Source organism: Nocardioides sp. GCM10027114 (assembly GCF_042659625.1).
In the GTDB taxonomy this organism is placed as follows: Bacteria; Actinomycetota; Actinomycetes; order Propionibacteriales; family Nocardioidaceae; genus Nocardioides.
This window is the reverse complement of record NZ_JBHSSS010000013.1, coordinates 1-15,780: the sequence shown is the minus strand read 5'-3', so window position 1 is coordinate 15,780 and position 15,780 is coordinate 1. Positions and strand designations below refer to the sequence as shown.

Sequence of the window (15,780 nt, the reverse complement as noted above, 5' to 3'; positions counted from 1 at the left end):
CCGCATGAGCGCCATGCACCTGACGGCCCCTGTGAACCCGGGAGCGCCTTGTGGCCGATAACTCGGGCTAGGACTGTTGTTGTGCCGAAGGTGCCTCTCGTCCACCCAACTCTCGGCGGGCGCGTCGACCAATATCTACCGCCGTGGAAGCAGACTGAAACAGAAAGCGCTCCAGCGGGTGGGGCCGGTACATCGTGAACTGAACGCTATGGGAACCATGGGAGCGATTCCCGAGACTAGCCAACCAAGAGCTGAGAACGTCAACGTGTTCGGCCGCTTCGGCCGGGATGGGGGCCAATCGCCGCGGCGTCGGGACCACTTCCAGTCCCTGATACTCATCCCCGAAGAGTGCCGCCGTCTTGGGGGCGTAGTGGATCGGATACAACGAGGTCCCCGCCCAATCCCAGACCACACTGGCATGCAGCTTCATGCTGACAGCCGCCTGGCAAGCTCTCATGTCGTCCAGGAACTCGAGAATCCTAGAAGGGTGATACACGACAACTTCGCTCGGCAGGCCTACAGCGCTCGCGAGGTTGGTGGTGATCTCAACGTCGGGCCCTCGACCTGACTTTGCCTCGAGCACGTAGAAGCGGACCTCGTTCGCCCCGGTTTCCGCTGCTACCTCTCTGATGTGCCGCGCTAGGCGCTGTTCGTCGAGGCCAGGCCAAGCACGGATCGCTACGCCCAGGATGTTGAGCGTCTCCACTTGACGGTGGCCGAGGAACTTGTCGAGGAAGTCGGGCGTGACGAAGTCGCGGCCGAGTTGCACCTCCCAGCCCAGCTCACGCTCCGCCAATCTAACGGAGTCTCGATCTCTCAGGACGGTGGTGTCGAACGGCATCGGACGATTGGCGAGCCGTCTCCGCCACCGCGGCGAGAGCGGCCCGAGCCCCAGTCCCATCGCGATGCAGCCGATCTGCTGGTCGGTCGGGAGGTAATTGAGCCAGTGGAAGGGACGGTACGGATGGTGGACGCTCTGTAGTAGGCCGCCCCCTCCAAAAACCACTCCATCGCAGCCCTCGAAAACCCTCGACCTGGCCTGTGATCCGGGTAGATCACGGTGCGGGGAGTGTGGATAGATGGTCGAGGAGATGCCGAGGGTGTGGGCAATGCGGGTCCACGGCAGCAGCTCGCCGAAACTCAAGTGATGGATCTCGTCGACTGCGCTGTCACTAAGCAATCTGATCGTGGAGAGCAGGATCAGGTCGTCGCCGAGGTTTCCTGCCTCGCCTAGTCCTACAACGCCGACTGAGGTCATCAGTGGACAGTCCTTCCCACAAGGGAGTCATTCTGCGTCGGGTCCGACAGCAGGCTCGCGTAAAGGCTCGCCCACCACACGATCGCACCCAAGCCCGCGACACCCGCCATCGCCCACGAGGCACCCGACGCCCCGTACGCCACTGCCATTGTCGTGACTGCGCCGATGCGAACCAGCGCAAGGGAAGATCGTAGAGCTAACGTGCGGCCACCGGATGCCTGGGCGCGGTGCGCCGCGAAGGCGACCGCGGCTACCAAGCCGAAGAGGGCCTCCAAGCTGAGGGGCAATATCAGATGACTGGCAGCGGCCCAGGAGTCCCCGAGAAGTGCGCGACCCATTGAGTCCGGGAGCATGTTGGCTGCCACTAGAAGGGGTGCAGTGACGAGTGCTATCGCACGTACGGTGGCCCTAGAGTGCTCGAGCCGAGCAGTTCGAGCGTGGCCCCTCCGGGCGGCAGCGCCGCTGATCAGGATGGGTCGCATAGCGGAGGTCACCAATGTGACGGGGCTGAGGAGAGTGCCAGCTGCTCGAATCGCGCCAACCACCTGAGGGGAACTGGTGATCGCCAGCAACCCCATAGTGAGCTGCATGGAGCCGGAGCCGATCAAGTAGTCGGCCGCGAACCAGCCAGAGACGATTCGCTCTCGCCTCGTGTCAACTTCTGAGGGGCCAAGGACTAAGACGGCAACTATCAGGCCTAACAGGAAGCCAGCCGCTGCCCACGTTGCCGCGATTGCAATCGGCGGAAGGGGCCAAACGGCAGTTGCAAGAAGGGCCGCAAGCGTCAGCGCTGTCCAGATGACTTCGACCACAAGTGCAATGGCTGGGCGCCCCAATGTCAAGCTCAATACTTTGACCAGATCCAACAGGCATAGACCTGGAAGGGCGATACCAATGACGACGAGATACCAAGACGAGGTCCAAAGGCCCGCGAGGAGTGCCAACAAACCCACCCCCGAAGCGAAGGCAGCCGCAGCGTAGCCGGCCCTTCGCCAGCCATCTTTCCTCTGGCTGGCAATGAGTGATTCGGCTATGCCTGATCGGGTGCACCCGGTGGTTAGGGTGTAGCACACCCACGACACCGCGAATGCCCCGAACTCACTAACAGTCGCGTTGCGAGCGACGGCAACTGTCACGGCGAAGTTCCCGATGCTTGAAAGTGAGTTCGCGCCCACGGCCGCCCGGGCCCGGTTCCAGTGCCACCTGCGCGGCGACACTCGTGGGGCAAGCAGTCTCATTCGAGTCCTAGTTTGAGAGTTTGAAGCAGAAGCGTCGCCCAGCGCTGCGCGAGGGAGCGTTATCGGCCACGGCGTGTCATCGGAGGTGACGCGGTGGGTGTTGCCTATATCAAGTTGCCCCTTGCCGGGTGTGGCCCTCACGGCTTGCGTTCGGGGCCAGCGGCGCGGTGGCTGCGGGTGTCGCGACTGACTGATCGTCGAATGCGCGACGTTCGCGACTCAATGCCCAGACAACGCAGTAGGCCACGGCCAGAGTCTGAAGACTCTGCAGGAGCACGACGATTCCGTTGGGGTAAGTGGCATTGAAGGAGATTCCGGCAAGGTATGTCAGACCAACGAAGGATAATGCCCATGGACTATGAAGACGTCGGCGCATGGCGGCGCCGATGATCAATGCCAAGCATGCTCCGGCCGCGGCCACTCCGCCCCAACCTGTGAACAGATAGACGTTCCCCAGAAAAGTCGCACTGCGCGAGTTGCTGGCGGAGCCACCACTCGCAACGCTCAGCATCTGACTGGTGTTGAGCGGTGGTCGCGATGGATCTAGGAACCCTGGGATCAATCCCGTCCGGAGAACCAAAGCGGCATTTGGCGGTCGTAGGTCGGCTCCCTCAAGACGTGAGACGAGTGACATTTGCTCGTCAAGTTGGAGGCGTTCGGCGGGGTCGCCGGCAGAAACAATGCTGCCCTGTCCCGTAATTTCTCGGCGCATGTCGTCCCGGACGGCGTAGACAGTGGGCCATAGGAGAGGTATCAATGCGCATGCGGCGAGAAGGACTCGCAGTCGAATAAGTCGGCCCAGCACGATCATGACGAGAATTGCGAAAGCTACGGCGACGGGCTGACCAAGGATCGCCCGCTCGAAACCCACATACGCTTGCGTCGCAGCCGCGAACGCGGCCGCCCAGAGAGCATGTGATCGAGTGATCAACTTCTGTCGGTACAGCCAAACGAAAAGCCCTACAGCGATGAGCGGCCAGAGCAGAAATGGCGTCAGTAAACCCGTCCAGCCGGCCTGTTGGGCACGCCCGACCTGGGTGGCATAGGTTCCTACACCTCCGAGGGTTGCGCCGACGGATGCGGCACCACCAGCCAACAGGATCGCCCAAGCGGCCCGAACCTTCACAGGACGAGGCGGCCGCTTGGGCGGTCGGGTGACCAGTGGGACGCTGAGCGCTTCAACAAAAAGGGCGGCCGCGACCGCAATGGAGCAGATAGCGACAATGGTGGTCGCGCCGCGAGTTTCCTTGAGGATCGCTGGAGCGACAACCATCGCGAGCAACTGAGCACTCAAGATGATGCTGACTGGGAACGAGTCGGTGGCGGATCTGGACCGCCATGCCCGCAGGTAGGTGTTCCCAGTCACGACGCGCAGCCTAGATCAGAAGTGGCGCAGTGCCCGAACTCCGCCGGGTCCTAAGTTCGGCCGGCAGGCGCAAGTGGTCAGCGGGTCCGGGAGGCCGCTGGCTGCAAGAGCTGTCGGTCAGTGCTCATGAGCGGGGCTGCCGGGCCAAGCCGGTGTCGCACGAGTCGGTTAGTCGGCTAGAGAGGCCGAATGGCGTCGACTGCCAGTGGGTGAGGCTCATGCACGGCCCACCGGATCCTGCGGCGGCGCAGACCGATGGCGCCTCGGTGGCTCTCCGCGTTCGCCCGGGCGGCGCCCTGACGCCCTGGAGCAGACAGCCATTATCCTTGGTCTCGCAGCGAGCAATGGCTTGCTTCTAGAGGAGACGGGGGTGAGTCCGTGCGTGTCGCGCTTGTTGTGCCTGAGTACCGCCACGGAACTGGCGGTCAGGGCGGCGTCGCCACGGTGGCGGATTATCTACACAATCTCGTCATTCGATCAGGATGGCGTGTTGACCTGTACTCCGTGCGGATGAACAGTCGGGCAGTTGAGAGTCGGCGCCTGTCGACTCCCGCTTCGTGGTTCCGTCGGCTCGCCGTTGCCGAGAGGCGCGACGAAGTGGAGGGCTATTCGGTTGGTGCTCATGTCGCCGAGCTGGAGTTTGCGAGATATCTTCCCCGCAAGGCGCTGGATGAACGGTTGGAGCAAGCGGACGTTGTGATCCTGGTGGCGGGTACCCCGGCGTTCGCGCACGTGACCCGCCGCGTCCGAGGTCCGGTAATTCTCCAAGTCGCCACCACCATAGAACTCGAGCGGGCCCACCGGAGTTCTGCGGATCGGAACGTTGCAGACCGTTTGCGAGCCGCCATGACTCGTTTCGTGGCTCGAATGGACGTGTCAGGCGTGCGGCTCCCCGACGTGGTCGTCACCGAGAACGATTACATGACCAGTTATGCGCATAAGGTCGGGGCCAAGCGGGTCGTCTTCTGCCCTCCAGGTGTGGATACGTCGAAATTCACGCCTGCAGCTGGTTCTGGTGCTCACCTCATTAAGGTGGCTCGGCTCGGCGATCCTAGAAAGGATCTGACGACCCTCGTCCGAGGATATGCGCGGGCGCGCGAACTCGGCTGTCAACTGCCATTGGTGCTAGCTGGCCGCGGCAACGTCCCCGCGGCCGTGGCGAGTGAGATAGAGCGGCTCTGTCTCAAGGACCACGTTCGGATCCGGTCTGACGTGTCCCATGACGACCTCGTCAGGCTGCTACAGGACGCCGCGTTCTTCATATCCTCGTCCACGGAGGAAGGACTCGGGATCGCGGCGATCGAAGGCATGGCTTGCGGGCTGCCGGTAGTGGGGACGGCAACCGAGGGGACGAAGACCGTCGTCGGCTCATCGCAGGCCGGGGAGGTAGTCGCGATCGGCGACGCTGAGGGCCTCGGTCACGCCATCTGGCGGTGGGCAACGGATGATGGCTTGCGATCCGAGGGGGGCAAGTTGGCTCGAAAGAGGGCGGTCGAAATATTCAGCAACGAGGCGACGGAGGCACGCTGGCGCAGCCTGATCGAGGCGTCGATTGAATCAGCTGTGTCATGAGCGATCGGGTTCTTGTCTTCGCTTCGCTCTTCCCACCTGCCTGGAAGGGTGGTGGACCCATCAAGTCAGTGCATGCCACAGCGCTGACGTTGGCCGAGCGCCGATCGGTGCGCGTAATCACGCGTGACCGAGACTTGGGGGACTCAAAGCCACTGCCGGTGCCACGCGACGGGTGGGTTAGCACGCACGGGGTCACTGTTGCCTATACGAGGACACACAGGCTTAGAAGCCTGCTGGCTGTTCTTGCTGCGGGTCGACGGTGGCGCCCAGACGTGCTCTACTTCAACAGCTTCTTCGACTTCAGGCTCTCAATCTTGCCGCAGATTCTTTCAGGGGTTGCGTGGTGGCGAGGCGCCACGACACTCGTTGCCCCCAGAGGACAGTTCGGCTCTGCAGCCCTGTCCATAGGGGCTCGCAAGAAGGCGATCTTCATTAGTCTCTATCGAGCACTGCGCTTGCACCGCCGAGTGATCTGGCAGGCATCGTCGGAGCGCGAGGCCGATGATATTCGTGCAGCAATGGGAAGCGCGGCCAAGGTCCTCGTCCGACGGAACGATTCGCTGCTTCCCGCCCCGGACGATCGACCGATTCCGGCTCGGCAAAGCGGATTAAGTCTGCGGGCTGTGTTCGTGGGCCGCATCGTGCCAATCAAAGGCCTTGACCTCCTGCTCCAGGCCCTTCAGTCGGTGGAGCACCCGTTGCGACTGGACGTCTACGGCCCCGATGAGGACCTGGCATTCGCCAACCGTTGCCGCGACCTGGCGGCGGAAACACCCAATTGGGTCGAAGTCAGGTTTCACGGAGCGCTGCAGCCCACCCAGGTCCGGCCAGTCGTAGCAGAGGCCGACCTCTTCGTGATGCCGACTCGAGGTGAGAATTTTGGCCAGGTCATCGCGGAATCGCTGTCCGTATCAGTCCCCGTGATGATGATGGACGTGACTCCATGGACCGAGACCATGCGCGCCGGCGGAGGCGTCGTGGTTCCGCAGGCAAGTACCGCTGCCTGGACACGAGCCCTCAACGAGTACTCCGAACTCGGCGCCGCGGGCTGGTCGGAGCGGCGCGTGGCTGCAGCCTTGGCCTACAAGAGCTGGTTCGCCGACCGACCCAAGGGGGATCTGATCGACCAGCTCGGCGAACTGAACAAAAGCCTCCGCCACGTGCGGCTACTTGAGAAGGTGCCAGAGAATGGTTGATTTCGCTGTTGTCGGTCTGGGATATGTGGGGTTGCCCCTCGCGCGGGCTGCCGTCGCCGCGGGCCTCAGTGGGGTTGGGATCGACGCATCGCCGCGGGTCGTCGACCTCCTTGCGGAAGGCCGATCACACGTTGATGATCTGTCCGATCAAGACGTGTCGCGCATGCTTGCCGCGGGTTTTCTTTGCACGACCGACGAGTCGGTTCTGCATGACGCCGACGTCATCGTCATCTGTGTGCCGACCCCCCTGGGCCAGGAGGGTGGTCCGGACCTCGGGGCGGTCCGGTCGGCCGCCGAGAGTGTCGCCCGCCAGCTTCAGCCGGGCGCGCTGGTCATCCTCGAGTCGACGACGTGGCCGGGCACGACTGACGACGTTCTACGACCGATTCTCGAGACGACGGGGCTGAAGGCGGGAGTCGACTTCCATCTTGCCTACTCGCCTGAGCGAATCGACCCCGGCAATCCGACGTACGGCATCGAGAACACACCTAAAATCGTCGGCGGGCTGACGGACGAGTGCCGTGATCGCGCGCTGGCCTTCTACGCCACCTTCATCGACACCGTCGTGCCTGCCAAGGGGACTCGAGAGGCCGAAATGGCCAAGTTGCTCGAGAACACCTACCGGCAAGTGAACATTGCCCTCGTCAACGAGATGGCGAGGTTCTCGCATGCCCTCGACATCGACATCTGGGACGTCATCCGCTGTGCCTCGTCCAAGCCTTTCGGCTTCCAGCCCTTCTACCCAGGGCCGGGAGTGGGTGGGCACTGCATCCCGATCGACCCCTCGTACCTGTCGCACCATGTTCAGGCTCGGCTCGGCTACCCGTTCCGCTTCGTAGAGCTGGCGCAGGAGATCAACCGGTCGATGCCTGGTTACGTGGTGCAGCGGGCCGTGCACATGCTCAACGAGCAGTCGATGCCGGTCCGTGGTTCGAAGGTCCTACTCCTCGGGGTCACCTACAAGCCCGGGATCGCGGACCAGCGTGAGTCGCCGGCGCAGCCTTTGGGTGTGGAGCTTCTTAAGCTGGGGGCTGACCTCCGCTACTTCGACGCTTTCGTCGATGTCTGGGAGCTGGGTCAGGTTTCGCTGAAGAGTGAGCCTGATGTCGAGGCTGCGCTGCATGAGGCGGACCTCGTCATTCACCTGCAGCCGCACTCGAGCTACGGCGATGACGTGATGGCGAGCATCGCCACGCCGGTCCTGGACACGCGTGGCATCCTCACAGGAGAGCACGTCAGCGCTCTCTGACCCGCAAGACGAAAGGGCTGGCCCGGTGACCGGGCCAGCCCCTTGCTGTAGCTGAGTTGTTCTCAGCTGCCGGTGTTGATCATGCCGGCGCCGACGGTGACGCCGGTGGCCTCGTCGATGAGGATGAAGGAGCCGGTCGCGCGGTTCTTCGAGTAGGGGTCGCACAGCAGCGGCACGGTGGTGCGCAGCTGGACGCGGCCGATCTCGTTGAGGCCGAGCTCCTTGGTGTCCTGGTCGCGGTGCAGCGTGTTGACGTCCAGGCGGTACTGGATGTCCTTGACGAGGGCGCGGCCGGTGCGGGTGGTGTGCTTGATGGCGAGCTTCTGGCGCGGGCGCAGCGGCTCGTTGGTCATCCAGCAGACCATCGCGTCGATGTCCTGCGAGGGCTTCGGGGCGTTCTTGATCCGGGCGATCATGTCGCCGCGGGAGACGTCCACGTCGTCCTCGAGGTGCACCGTCACCGACATCGGCGGGAAGGCCTCGTCGATCTCCTGGTCGAACAGGTCGATCCGGGAGATCTTGCTGGTCATGCCCGACGGCAGGACGACGACCTCGTCGCCGGCCTTGAGGACGCCACCCGCGACCTGGCCGCCGTACCCGCGGTAGTCGTGGAAGTCGTCGGACTTCGGGCGGATGACGTACTGCACCGGGAAGCGGACGTCGACCAGGTCGCGGTCGGAGGCGACATGGACGTGCTCGAGGTGGTGCATCAGCGTCGGGCCGCTGTACCAGTCCATCTCCTTCGACCGCTCGACGACGTTGTCGCCCTTGAGCGCCGAGATCGGGATGACCTCGAGGTCGGGGATGTTGAGCTTCGTCGCGAACTGGGTGAACTCCGCGTGGATCTTGTTGTAGACCTCCTCGGAGTAGTCGACGAGGTCCATCTTGTTCACCGCGAGCACGAGGTGCGGGACGCGCAGCAGCGACAGGATCACCGCGTGGCGGCGCGACTGTTCGGTGAGGCCCTGGCGGGCGTCGACGAGCACCAGGCCGAGGTCGGCGGTCGAGGCGCCGGTGACCATGTTGCGGGTGTACTGCACGTGGCCCGGGGTGTCCGCGATGATGAACTTGCGGTTGGGCGTCGCGAAGTAGCGGTAGGCCACGTCGATGGTGATGCCCTGCTCGCGCTCCGAGCGAAGGCCGTCGGTCAGCAGCGCCAGGTCGGTGTAGTCGTAGCCCTTGGACTGCGAGGTGTGCTCCACGGCCTCGAGCTGGTCCTCGAAGATCGACTTCGAGTCGAGCAGCAGCCGGCCGATGAGGGTCGACTTGCCGTCGTCCACGGAGCCCGCGGTGGCGAACCGCAGCAGGTCCATGTTGGAGGTGACGTTCTCGACGGCCTGCTCGCCGGCGGAAAGGGTCTGGTCGGCCATCAGAAGTAGCCCTCCTTCTTGCGGTCCTCCATGGCAGCCTCGGAGAACTTGTCGTCGCCGCGGGTGGCGCCGCGCTCGGTGACGCGGGCGATCGCGATCTCCTCGATGATCTCCTCGACGGTGGACGCCGTGGACTCCACGCAGCCGGTGAGGGTGATGTCGCCGCAGGTGCGGAAGCGCACCGTGCGCTCCTCGGCGGTCTCGCCGGGGCGGCACGGGTTCAGCGGGGTCTCCGTCATCAGCATCCCGTCGCGCTCGAACACGCGGCGCTGGTGGGCGAAGTAGATGTTGGGGATCTCGATGCCCTCGCGGGCGATGTAGGACCACACGTCGAGCTCGGTCCAGTTGGAGATCGGGAAGACCCGCATGTGCTCGCCCTCGTGGAGCCGGCCGTTGTAGAGGCTCCACAGCTCGGGGCGCTGGTTCTTCGGGTCCCACTGGCCGAACTCGTCGCGGTGGGAGTAGACGCGCTCCTTGGCGCGGGCCTTCTCCTCGTCGCGGCGGCCGCCGCCGAACGCGGCGGTGAAGCCGTTCTCCTCGATGGCGTTGAGCAGGGTGCCGATCTGGAGCCGGTTGCGGGAGGTCTTGCCGTCGTCGACGACCACGCCGTTCTTGATGGCGTCGTCGATGCTGGCGACGACCAGCTTCACGCCGAGGCGGTTGACCCAGTTGTCACGGGTCTCCAGCACCTCGGGGAAGTCGAGGCCGGTGTCGACCTGGAGGACCGGGAAGGGGATCTTCGCCGGGTAGAACGCCTTCTCCGCCAGGCGGAGCATGACGATGGAGTCCTTGCCGCCCGAGAACATCAGGACGGGCTTCTCGAACTCGGCCGCGACCTCGCGGAAGATGTGGATCGACTCCGCCTCCAGCTGGTCGAGCTGACTCAGCTGGTAGTCGACGTGGGTCGGGGGTGCGCTCATCAGGTGTTAAGCCTCTCCTCGGGACAGCAACGGCCATGCTAACCGTGGCGCGCCGCCACGGCTCAAATCGGTCTTGACGTGTGAAGCGTCCCCCGGCGAGGCGGTCCGCAACCGTGAGGGCCGCCTCAGGTGGTGTGATCTTCCTTCTTCACGCGTACGCCGCCCGGTCGCCAGCTCGGGTCCTCCAGCTGCGCGACCGTCGGTGCGCCGAACATCGGGAGTCCCTGGGTGCGCCGCAGCAGGCCCCAGATCAGCGGCACCAGCACCAGCATCGCGATGCCGACGCCCGCGATCAGCATCGGGTAGGTCTCGTCCTCGCCGGCGCCCAGCGGCGCCCAGCCGGCCTTGTCGAGCAGCGCGACGCCCGACATCGTCAGCACGACGACGATGCCGCGGCGGATGATCGACTGCGACACCCGCGGGGCGACCTTGGAGCCGATCAGCGTGCCGGGCACCGAGCCGATCAGCAGCGGGATGAGGATGCCCCAGTCGAGGCCGTGGATGGCGATGTTGGAGATCGCGGCGGCGAAGACGAGCGGGACCGCCTGCACCAGGTCGGTGCCGACCAGCCGGACCGCCGACAGCGCGGGGTAGAGCATCAGCAGCGAGATCATGATCACCGAGCCGGAGCCGACGCTGGTGATGCCGACCAGCAGGCCGCCGATGGCGCCCACGATCAGCGTCGGGACCGGGCGGACCTTGGGGTTCGGGTCCTCCTCGTGGTTGCCCGAGCGGATCCGGACCAGGTTGAGGTAGAGCCGCAGCGCGTAGGTCAGCGCGGCGAAGAGCAGCGCGAAGCCGATGCAGAGCTTGAGGACGTCGTCGAGGTTCTCGGCGTCGGTGAACGCCTTGACGAGGTAGGGCCCGGCCAGCGCCGTGGGCACCGAGCCGATGATCAGCCACTTGGCCAGCGGGATGTGGGCGGAGCCCTCCCGGTGGTGGACGATCGCGCCGCCGGTCTTGTAGACGGCGGCGGCGGTCAGGTCGGCGGTGACCACGGTGGCCGCGTCGCCGACGCCGAGGAAGATCAGGGCGGGGGTCATCAGGGCCCCACCGCCCATGCCGGTGAGGCCGACCACGATCCCGACGAAGAAGCCGGCCGCGAGGATCGCGAAGAACGTGGTGGTGAGGAGTTCAGCCATGGGGGAGCTCTCTGGGCTGGGCGCTCACGCCGAGGACGGGGAGGAACCGGTCAAGCATGCCAGTCATCCGCTCCGCTGCGGTGGCCGCCGCGGCGCGTCCCCGGCCGTAGGGGTCGTCGATGTCGCCGTCGGCCTGCGCCATGCCGCGCAGCCGGGCGATCTCCGGCAGCGCGTCGCGCCCCACCAGCCCGCCCGGCACCTGCTCGGCCGCGCGGACCGCCTGGCCCACGGTGAGCACCTTGCGGAACGCCGCCGGGTGGTCGTCGAGGATGAACTGCCGGTGCACCCGCTCCGCGGTCAGCACCAGGTCGGCCTGCTCGATCATCTCCGTGGTCAGCCGGCGGCTGCGGAACGGCGCCGGGTCGACCCCGCGGTCGACCAGCTCGGCGGCGATGTCGTCGCTGACCGGGTGGGCGTCCCAGCCGTGGGTGCCGGCGCTGGCCACCTCGACGTGGTCGGCGACCACGCTGCGGGCGTAGAGCTCGAGGAACGGCGAGCGGCAGATGTTCGCCGTACAGACGAAGAGCAGGCGGAGCGGCTCGGTCGCGGCCGAGGTCATCGCAGCTCCAGGTAGCCGGCGGCCTCGAGGGCGTCGATCACGTCGTCGAGCGCCTCCTCGATGGTGCGGCCGGTGGTGTCGACCCGGACCGCGGCGTCGTCCGGCTCCTCGTAGGGCGAGGAGATGCCGGTGAACTCGGGGATCTCTCCGCGCCGGGCCTTGGCGTAGAGGCCCTTGCGGTCGCGCCGCTCGCACTCCTCGAGCGGGGTGGCGACGTGGATCAGGAAGAAGGCGCCGCCGGCGTCCTCGACCATGGTCCGGACCTGGGCGCGCGTCTCCGCGAACGGGGCGATCGGGCTGCACACCGCGATCCCGCCGTGGCGGGAGATCTCGGCGGCCACCCAGCCGATCCGGCGGATGTTGGTCTCCCGGTCCTCCTTGGAGAAGGTCAGGCCCTTGGAGAGGTTCCGCCGGACGACGTCGCCGTCGAGGCTGGTGACGGTGCGGTCGCCGTGCTCGAGGATCCGGTCCATGAGGGCCCGGGCGAGGGTCGACTTGCCGCTCCCGGAGAGGCCGGTGAAGAAGAGGACGAGGCCCTGCTCGTCGACCGGGGGGCGGTCGTGGTCGATGATCGCCTGGATGGTGGGGGAGTAGGTGTCGACGTGATTGGTCTCGACGGGCTCGACCAGCGTGTGGTCGACGTGATTGGTCTCGACGGGCTCGACCGGCGTGTGGTCACCGTTGGTCTCGACGGAATTGGTCTCGACGGGCTCGACCAGCGTTGAGTCACTGAGAGCCATCACCGGGTCGCCGTTCGCGTAGTTCTCGACCACGCGGACACCGAGGGCGTGGTCGGCCTCGGGGTCGCCGTGGGCGGCCAGGGGGACGGCGACCACGTCGGCGTCGAGGCCCTCCGCGGCGGCCAGGGTCGCGCGGATCAGGCCGACGGGGGAGAGGACGGGGGTGCCGTGGCCGACGAGGGTCAGCAGCACGGCGGGGCCGGCCTGCTTGACCTGGTCGAGCTGGGCGTCGGTCAGCGGGTCGGCGACCGGGACGAACGTGCGGCCGGCGTACTGCTCACGCACCTGCGCGGGGGTGAGGTAGAGCCGGCGGAAGGGGCCGTACTGCGCGTGGGTCAGCGGCTCGACGGTGCCGTCTGCGGTGGTGACCCGGGCCAGCGGCAGCCCCTCGGGGTCGACCAGCTCGACGGTCTCCGCGCCGGCGACGTCGGCGGGCAGGTCGAGGGTGACCGGGCTGCCCGGCTCGTTGAACCGGGTGGTCGGCGCGAGGGCGCCCGAGACCAGGAGCTCGAGGTCGTCCAGCTCGCGCGGGGAGGGGCAGTGCTGGGGCACGGCGGTGTTCGACACCGGCACATCATGCCACCGGTCACACTTCACCCGTCTCGGCGTTTGATCGCTGCCCGGTGTGATTCGATTGGCACGTCAATTCGTGAAGGGATGCACATGCTGGAGTACTCGCAGGACCGGCCGTGGGGGTCGTGGCACGTCCTCGACGAGGGCAAGGGCTACAAGGTCAAGCGCATCGAGGTGAAGCCCGGCCAGCGGCTCTCCTACCAGACCCACGAGTACCGCTCCGAGCACTGGCTCGTGATCTTCGGCGTTGCCACCTGCACCATCGACGGCTCCACCAAGGTGTTCGGTCCCGGGGAGTGCGTGAACGTCGACCACCGGATGCCGCACCGCATCTCCAACGAGCACGCCGAGGACCTCGTCATCATCGAGATCCAGCGCGGCGCCTACACCGGTGAGGACGACATCCACCGGCTCGAGGACGACTACGGACGGAAGTCGCCCGAGCCCGGCTCCTGAGCGGTCCGCCGGTAGCGTTCGCCGGATGACGGCGGCGGTGCGACCCTCCCTGGCGCGTGCGGCGCTCGCGGGCTACGTGGCGTTCCTGCTCGTCATCCTGCTGCTCCCGACCGGGGAGGTGCCCTCGTCTGCGGTGTCGTGGACCGCGCTCGTGGCCGAGCGGCTCGGCGCGCCCGACTTCCTGCTCGCGGGGGCGCGGATGGAGTTCGTGCTCAACGCGCTGATGGTCGCGCCCGTGCCGCTGCTCGGCGCCCTCGTGTGGCGGCGTACGACGTGGAGGGACTGGACGGCGTACCTCTTCGTGGCCTCCGCCTCCGTCGAGCTCTTCCAGGGGCTGGCGCTCCCCGGCCGGTCCGCGGCGTTCGTCGACGTCGTGGCCAACACCCTCGGCGCGGTCATGGGCGGTCTCGCGGCCGCCCTGCTGATCAGGACGAGCGGCGCCCGCGGTTAGCCTGCGGCCATGTCTTCACCCGTGGTCGCCGAGATCGTCCGCTCCGGCTTCGTCGAGGGACACCACTACGGCTCGATCGTCGCGACGGCCGCCGACGGATCGGTCGAGTGGTCCGTCGGCGCGGTCGACGTGCCGGTGCTGCCCCGGTCGTGCAACAAGCCCATCCAGGCGCTCGCGATGGTCCGGCTCGGCCTCGACCTGCCCGACCCGCTGCTGGCGCTGACCTGCGCGTCCCACTCCGGCGAGCCGTTCCACGTCGAGGGCGCCCGGCAGATCCTCGCGACCGTCGGCCTCGACGAGTCGGCGCTGCAGACCCCGCCGGACTTCCCGCTGGACGACACCGCTCGCGACGCGCTGATGCGGGCCGGGGGCGAGAAGGCGCCGGTGCTGATGAACTGCTCCGGCAAGCACGCCTCGATGCTCGCCACCTGCGTCATCAACGGCTGGGACATCAAGACCTACCGCGAGCCCGACCACCCGCTCCAGACCGCCATCAAGTCGGCCTTCGCCGAGATGACCGGGGAGCCGGTCGAGGTCACCGCGGTCGACGGCTGCGGTGCGCCCCTGTACTCCGCCTCGTTGGTCGGCCTGGCCCGGGCGTTCCGGCGGCTGGCGCTGGGGGTTGGTGGTCTCGACGGGCTCGACCAGCGTGAGGTCGCGGATCCAGACGTCAAGCGGGTCGCGGACGCGATCCGCGCCTTCCCGGCGTACGTCTCCGGGTCGACGCGCGACGAGGCGGCCCTGCTCAAGGCCATCCCCGGCGCGATCGGCAAGGCCGGCGCCGAGTCCTGCTACGCCGTGGCGCTGCCCGACGGGCGGGCCTTCGCGCTCAAGACCGACGATGGCGCACCGCGGGTGCGGCCGGTGCTGATGGCCGAGGCGCTGCGCCGGTCCGGGGTCGACACCGAGCCGGGCGTCGACACCGACGCGGTGCGGCGCACCGGCTACGTGCCGCTGCTCGGCGGCGGCGAGCCGGTCGGCGAGATCCGCGCCTGCTTCTGAGTCCTCCTGCCGGGCGGTGGAACCGCGGGCGGGCGGCAGCCGTCCATCCGGTGTGCGCCGCCCCTTCCTGATGCTCGTCGCCGGGCTGCTGGCCCTGGCGGTCGTGCCGGCCGCGCAGCCGCCGGCGCTCGCCTCGTGCGTCGCGCCGAACCTCGACCGCGAGCGGCGGGCCGGGTTGGAGCGCGGGACCACGGTGACGGTCGCCGGGCGGGCGTTCGTGGACGGCTGCCGGGACACCATGAGCTGCCGGGTCCTCCTGGGCTGCTCGAGCTGCGAGCACGACGAGCCCGAGCCGGTGCCGTACGCCGGCGTGCGGCTGGTGCTGGAGCAGGGGGAGCGGCGCTGGGACCTGGGCGTCGTCGACGCGGACGAGGACGGCAGCGTGGTGTGGAGCTTCGAGCTGCCGGCGGGTGTCGAGCGCGGTCGCGCCGTGCTGGTCGCGGACCACGCGGCGCCGCTGGCCGTGCGCGTCGGCTGATTTTCTTTACCCACAGATCCGGTCGAGGGCCTTGCGCGTTCGAACAACTGTTCGAGAGAATGGCGCATGGCCGTTCACCAGCTTTGTGATGTCTCAAGACATGGGTGACAGTTCTGCATCAGGGGATCGGTGACACTTGATGTATCAGGACTTCGGTGACGGTTCGGGGTTCCTGGGTCGCGGTCCAGGGGGTCGGCCGTTGCCGATGTA

General features: G+C 66.8%; 14 protein-coding genes. 7 read left to right on the top strand and 7 right to left on the bottom strand.

Annotation, left to right across the window (positions count from 1 at the left end; genetic code table 11):
• Positions 1 to 67: 67 nt before the first annotated feature.
• Positions 68 to 1,258, bottom strand: coding sequence for a polysaccharide pyruvyl transferase family protein (locus ACFP2E_RS07055; protein WP_378524692.1), 1,191 nt, complete (start codon positions 1,256 to 1,258; stop codon positions 68 to 70).
• Positions 1,259 to 2,605: 1,347 nt separating this feature from the next.
• A complete protein-coding gene (locus tag ACFP2E_RS07050) occupies positions 2,606 to 3,862 on the bottom strand; it encodes a hypothetical protein (protein WP_378524691.1) in 1,257 nt (418 codons plus the stop codon).
• A gap of 378 nt (positions 3,863 to 4,240) precedes the next feature.
• Between ACFP2E_RS07050 and ACFP2E_RS07045 the strand changes: the two genes are divergently transcribed.
• The 3 genes from ACFP2E_RS07045 (at position 4,241) to ACFP2E_RS07035 (ending at position 7,879) form a co-directional block, all read left to right on the top strand.
• Complete coding sequence (locus tag ACFP2E_RS07045; protein ID WP_378524690.1) at positions 4,241 to 5,434, top strand: glycosyltransferase family 4 protein; 1,194 nt, start codon at positions 4,241 to 4,243, stop codon at positions 5,432 to 5,434.
• Between the two features lie 272 nt (positions 5,435 to 5,706).
• On the top strand, positions 5,707 to 6,630 hold the full coding sequence (locus ACFP2E_RS07040; RefSeq protein ID WP_378524689.1) for a glycosyltransferase: 924 nt from the start codon (positions 5,707 to 5,709) through the stop codon (positions 6,628 to 6,630).
• A complete protein-coding gene (locus ACFP2E_RS07035; RefSeq protein ID WP_378524688.1) occupies positions 6,623 to 7,879 on the top strand; it encodes a nucleotide sugar dehydrogenase in 1,257 nt (418 codons plus the stop codon). The genes ACFP2E_RS07040 and ACFP2E_RS07035 overlap by 8 nt, the downstream gene beginning before the upstream one ends.
• A gap of 62 nt (positions 7,880 to 7,941) precedes the next feature.
• Here the strand turns inward: ACFP2E_RS07035 and cysN are convergent, their stop codons facing one another.
• From cysN to cysC, 5 genes are all read right to left on the bottom strand, one after another.
• Positions 7,942 to 9,249, bottom strand: a complete 1,308-nt coding sequence (gene cysN, locus ACFP2E_RS07030; protein WP_378524687.1) for a sulfate adenylyltransferase subunit CysN — start codon at positions 9,247 to 9,249, stop codon at positions 7,942 to 7,944.
• Positions 9,249 to 10,169 carry a sulfate adenylyltransferase subunit CysD gene (gene cysD, locus ACFP2E_RS07025; protein WP_378524686.1) on the bottom strand — a complete coding sequence of 307 codons (921 nt, stop codon included), beginning with the start codon at positions 10,167 to 10,169 and terminating at the stop codon, positions 9,249 to 9,251. Before cysD ends, cysN begins: the two co-directional genes overlap by 1 nt.
• A gap of 125 nt (positions 10,170 to 10,294) precedes the next feature.
• A complete protein-coding gene (locus ACFP2E_RS07020; protein WP_378524685.1) occupies positions 10,295 to 11,311 on the bottom strand; it encodes a sulfite exporter TauE/SafE family protein in 1,017 nt (338 codons plus the stop codon).
• Complete coding sequence (locus ACFP2E_RS07015; RefSeq protein WP_378524684.1) at positions 11,304 to 11,870, bottom strand: hypothetical protein; 567 nt, start codon at positions 11,868 to 11,870, stop codon at positions 11,304 to 11,306. The genes ACFP2E_RS07020 and ACFP2E_RS07015 overlap by 8 nt, the downstream gene beginning before the upstream one ends.
• The gene (cysC, locus tag ACFP2E_RS07010; protein ID WP_378524683.1) at positions 11,867 to 13,177 is read right to left on the bottom strand and encodes an adenylyl-sulfate kinase; all 1,311 of its coding nucleotides are present in this window, start codon (positions 13,175 to 13,177) and stop codon (positions 11,867 to 11,869) included. Before cysC ends, ACFP2E_RS07015 begins: the two co-directional genes overlap by 4 nt.
• A gap of 96 nt (positions 13,178 to 13,273) precedes the next feature.
• On the opposite strand from cysC, the gene ACFP2E_RS07005 reads away from it, so the two are divergent.
• The 4 genes from ACFP2E_RS07005 to ACFP2E_RS06990 are packed head-to-tail and all read left to right on the top strand — an operon-like array spanning position 13,274 to position 15,570.
• Positions 13,274 to 13,639 (top strand): phosphomannose isomerase type II C-terminal cupin domain, encoded by a 366-nt coding sequence (locus ACFP2E_RS07005; RefSeq protein ID WP_378524682.1) that lies wholly within the window; start codon positions 13,274 to 13,276, stop codon positions 13,637 to 13,639.
• Positions 13,640 to 13,664: 25 nt separating this feature from the next.
• The gene (locus tag ACFP2E_RS07000; RefSeq protein WP_378524681.1) at positions 13,665 to 14,090 is read left to right on the top strand and encodes a VanZ family protein; all 426 of its coding nucleotides are present in this window, start codon (positions 13,665 to 13,667) and stop codon (positions 14,088 to 14,090) included.
• A 9-nt stretch (positions 14,091 to 14,099) separates the two neighbouring features.
• On the top strand, positions 14,100 to 15,092 hold the full coding sequence (locus ACFP2E_RS06995) for an asparaginase (protein WP_378524680.1): 993 nt from the start codon (positions 14,100 to 14,102) through the stop codon (positions 15,090 to 15,092).
• Between the two features lie 52 nt (positions 15,093 to 15,144).
• The gene (locus ACFP2E_RS06990; protein ID WP_378524678.1) at positions 15,145 to 15,570 is read left to right on the top strand and encodes a hypothetical protein; all 426 of its coding nucleotides are present in this window, start codon (positions 15,145 to 15,147) and stop codon (positions 15,568 to 15,570) included.
• The last annotated feature ends 210 nt before the right edge of the window (positions 15,571 to 15,780 follow it).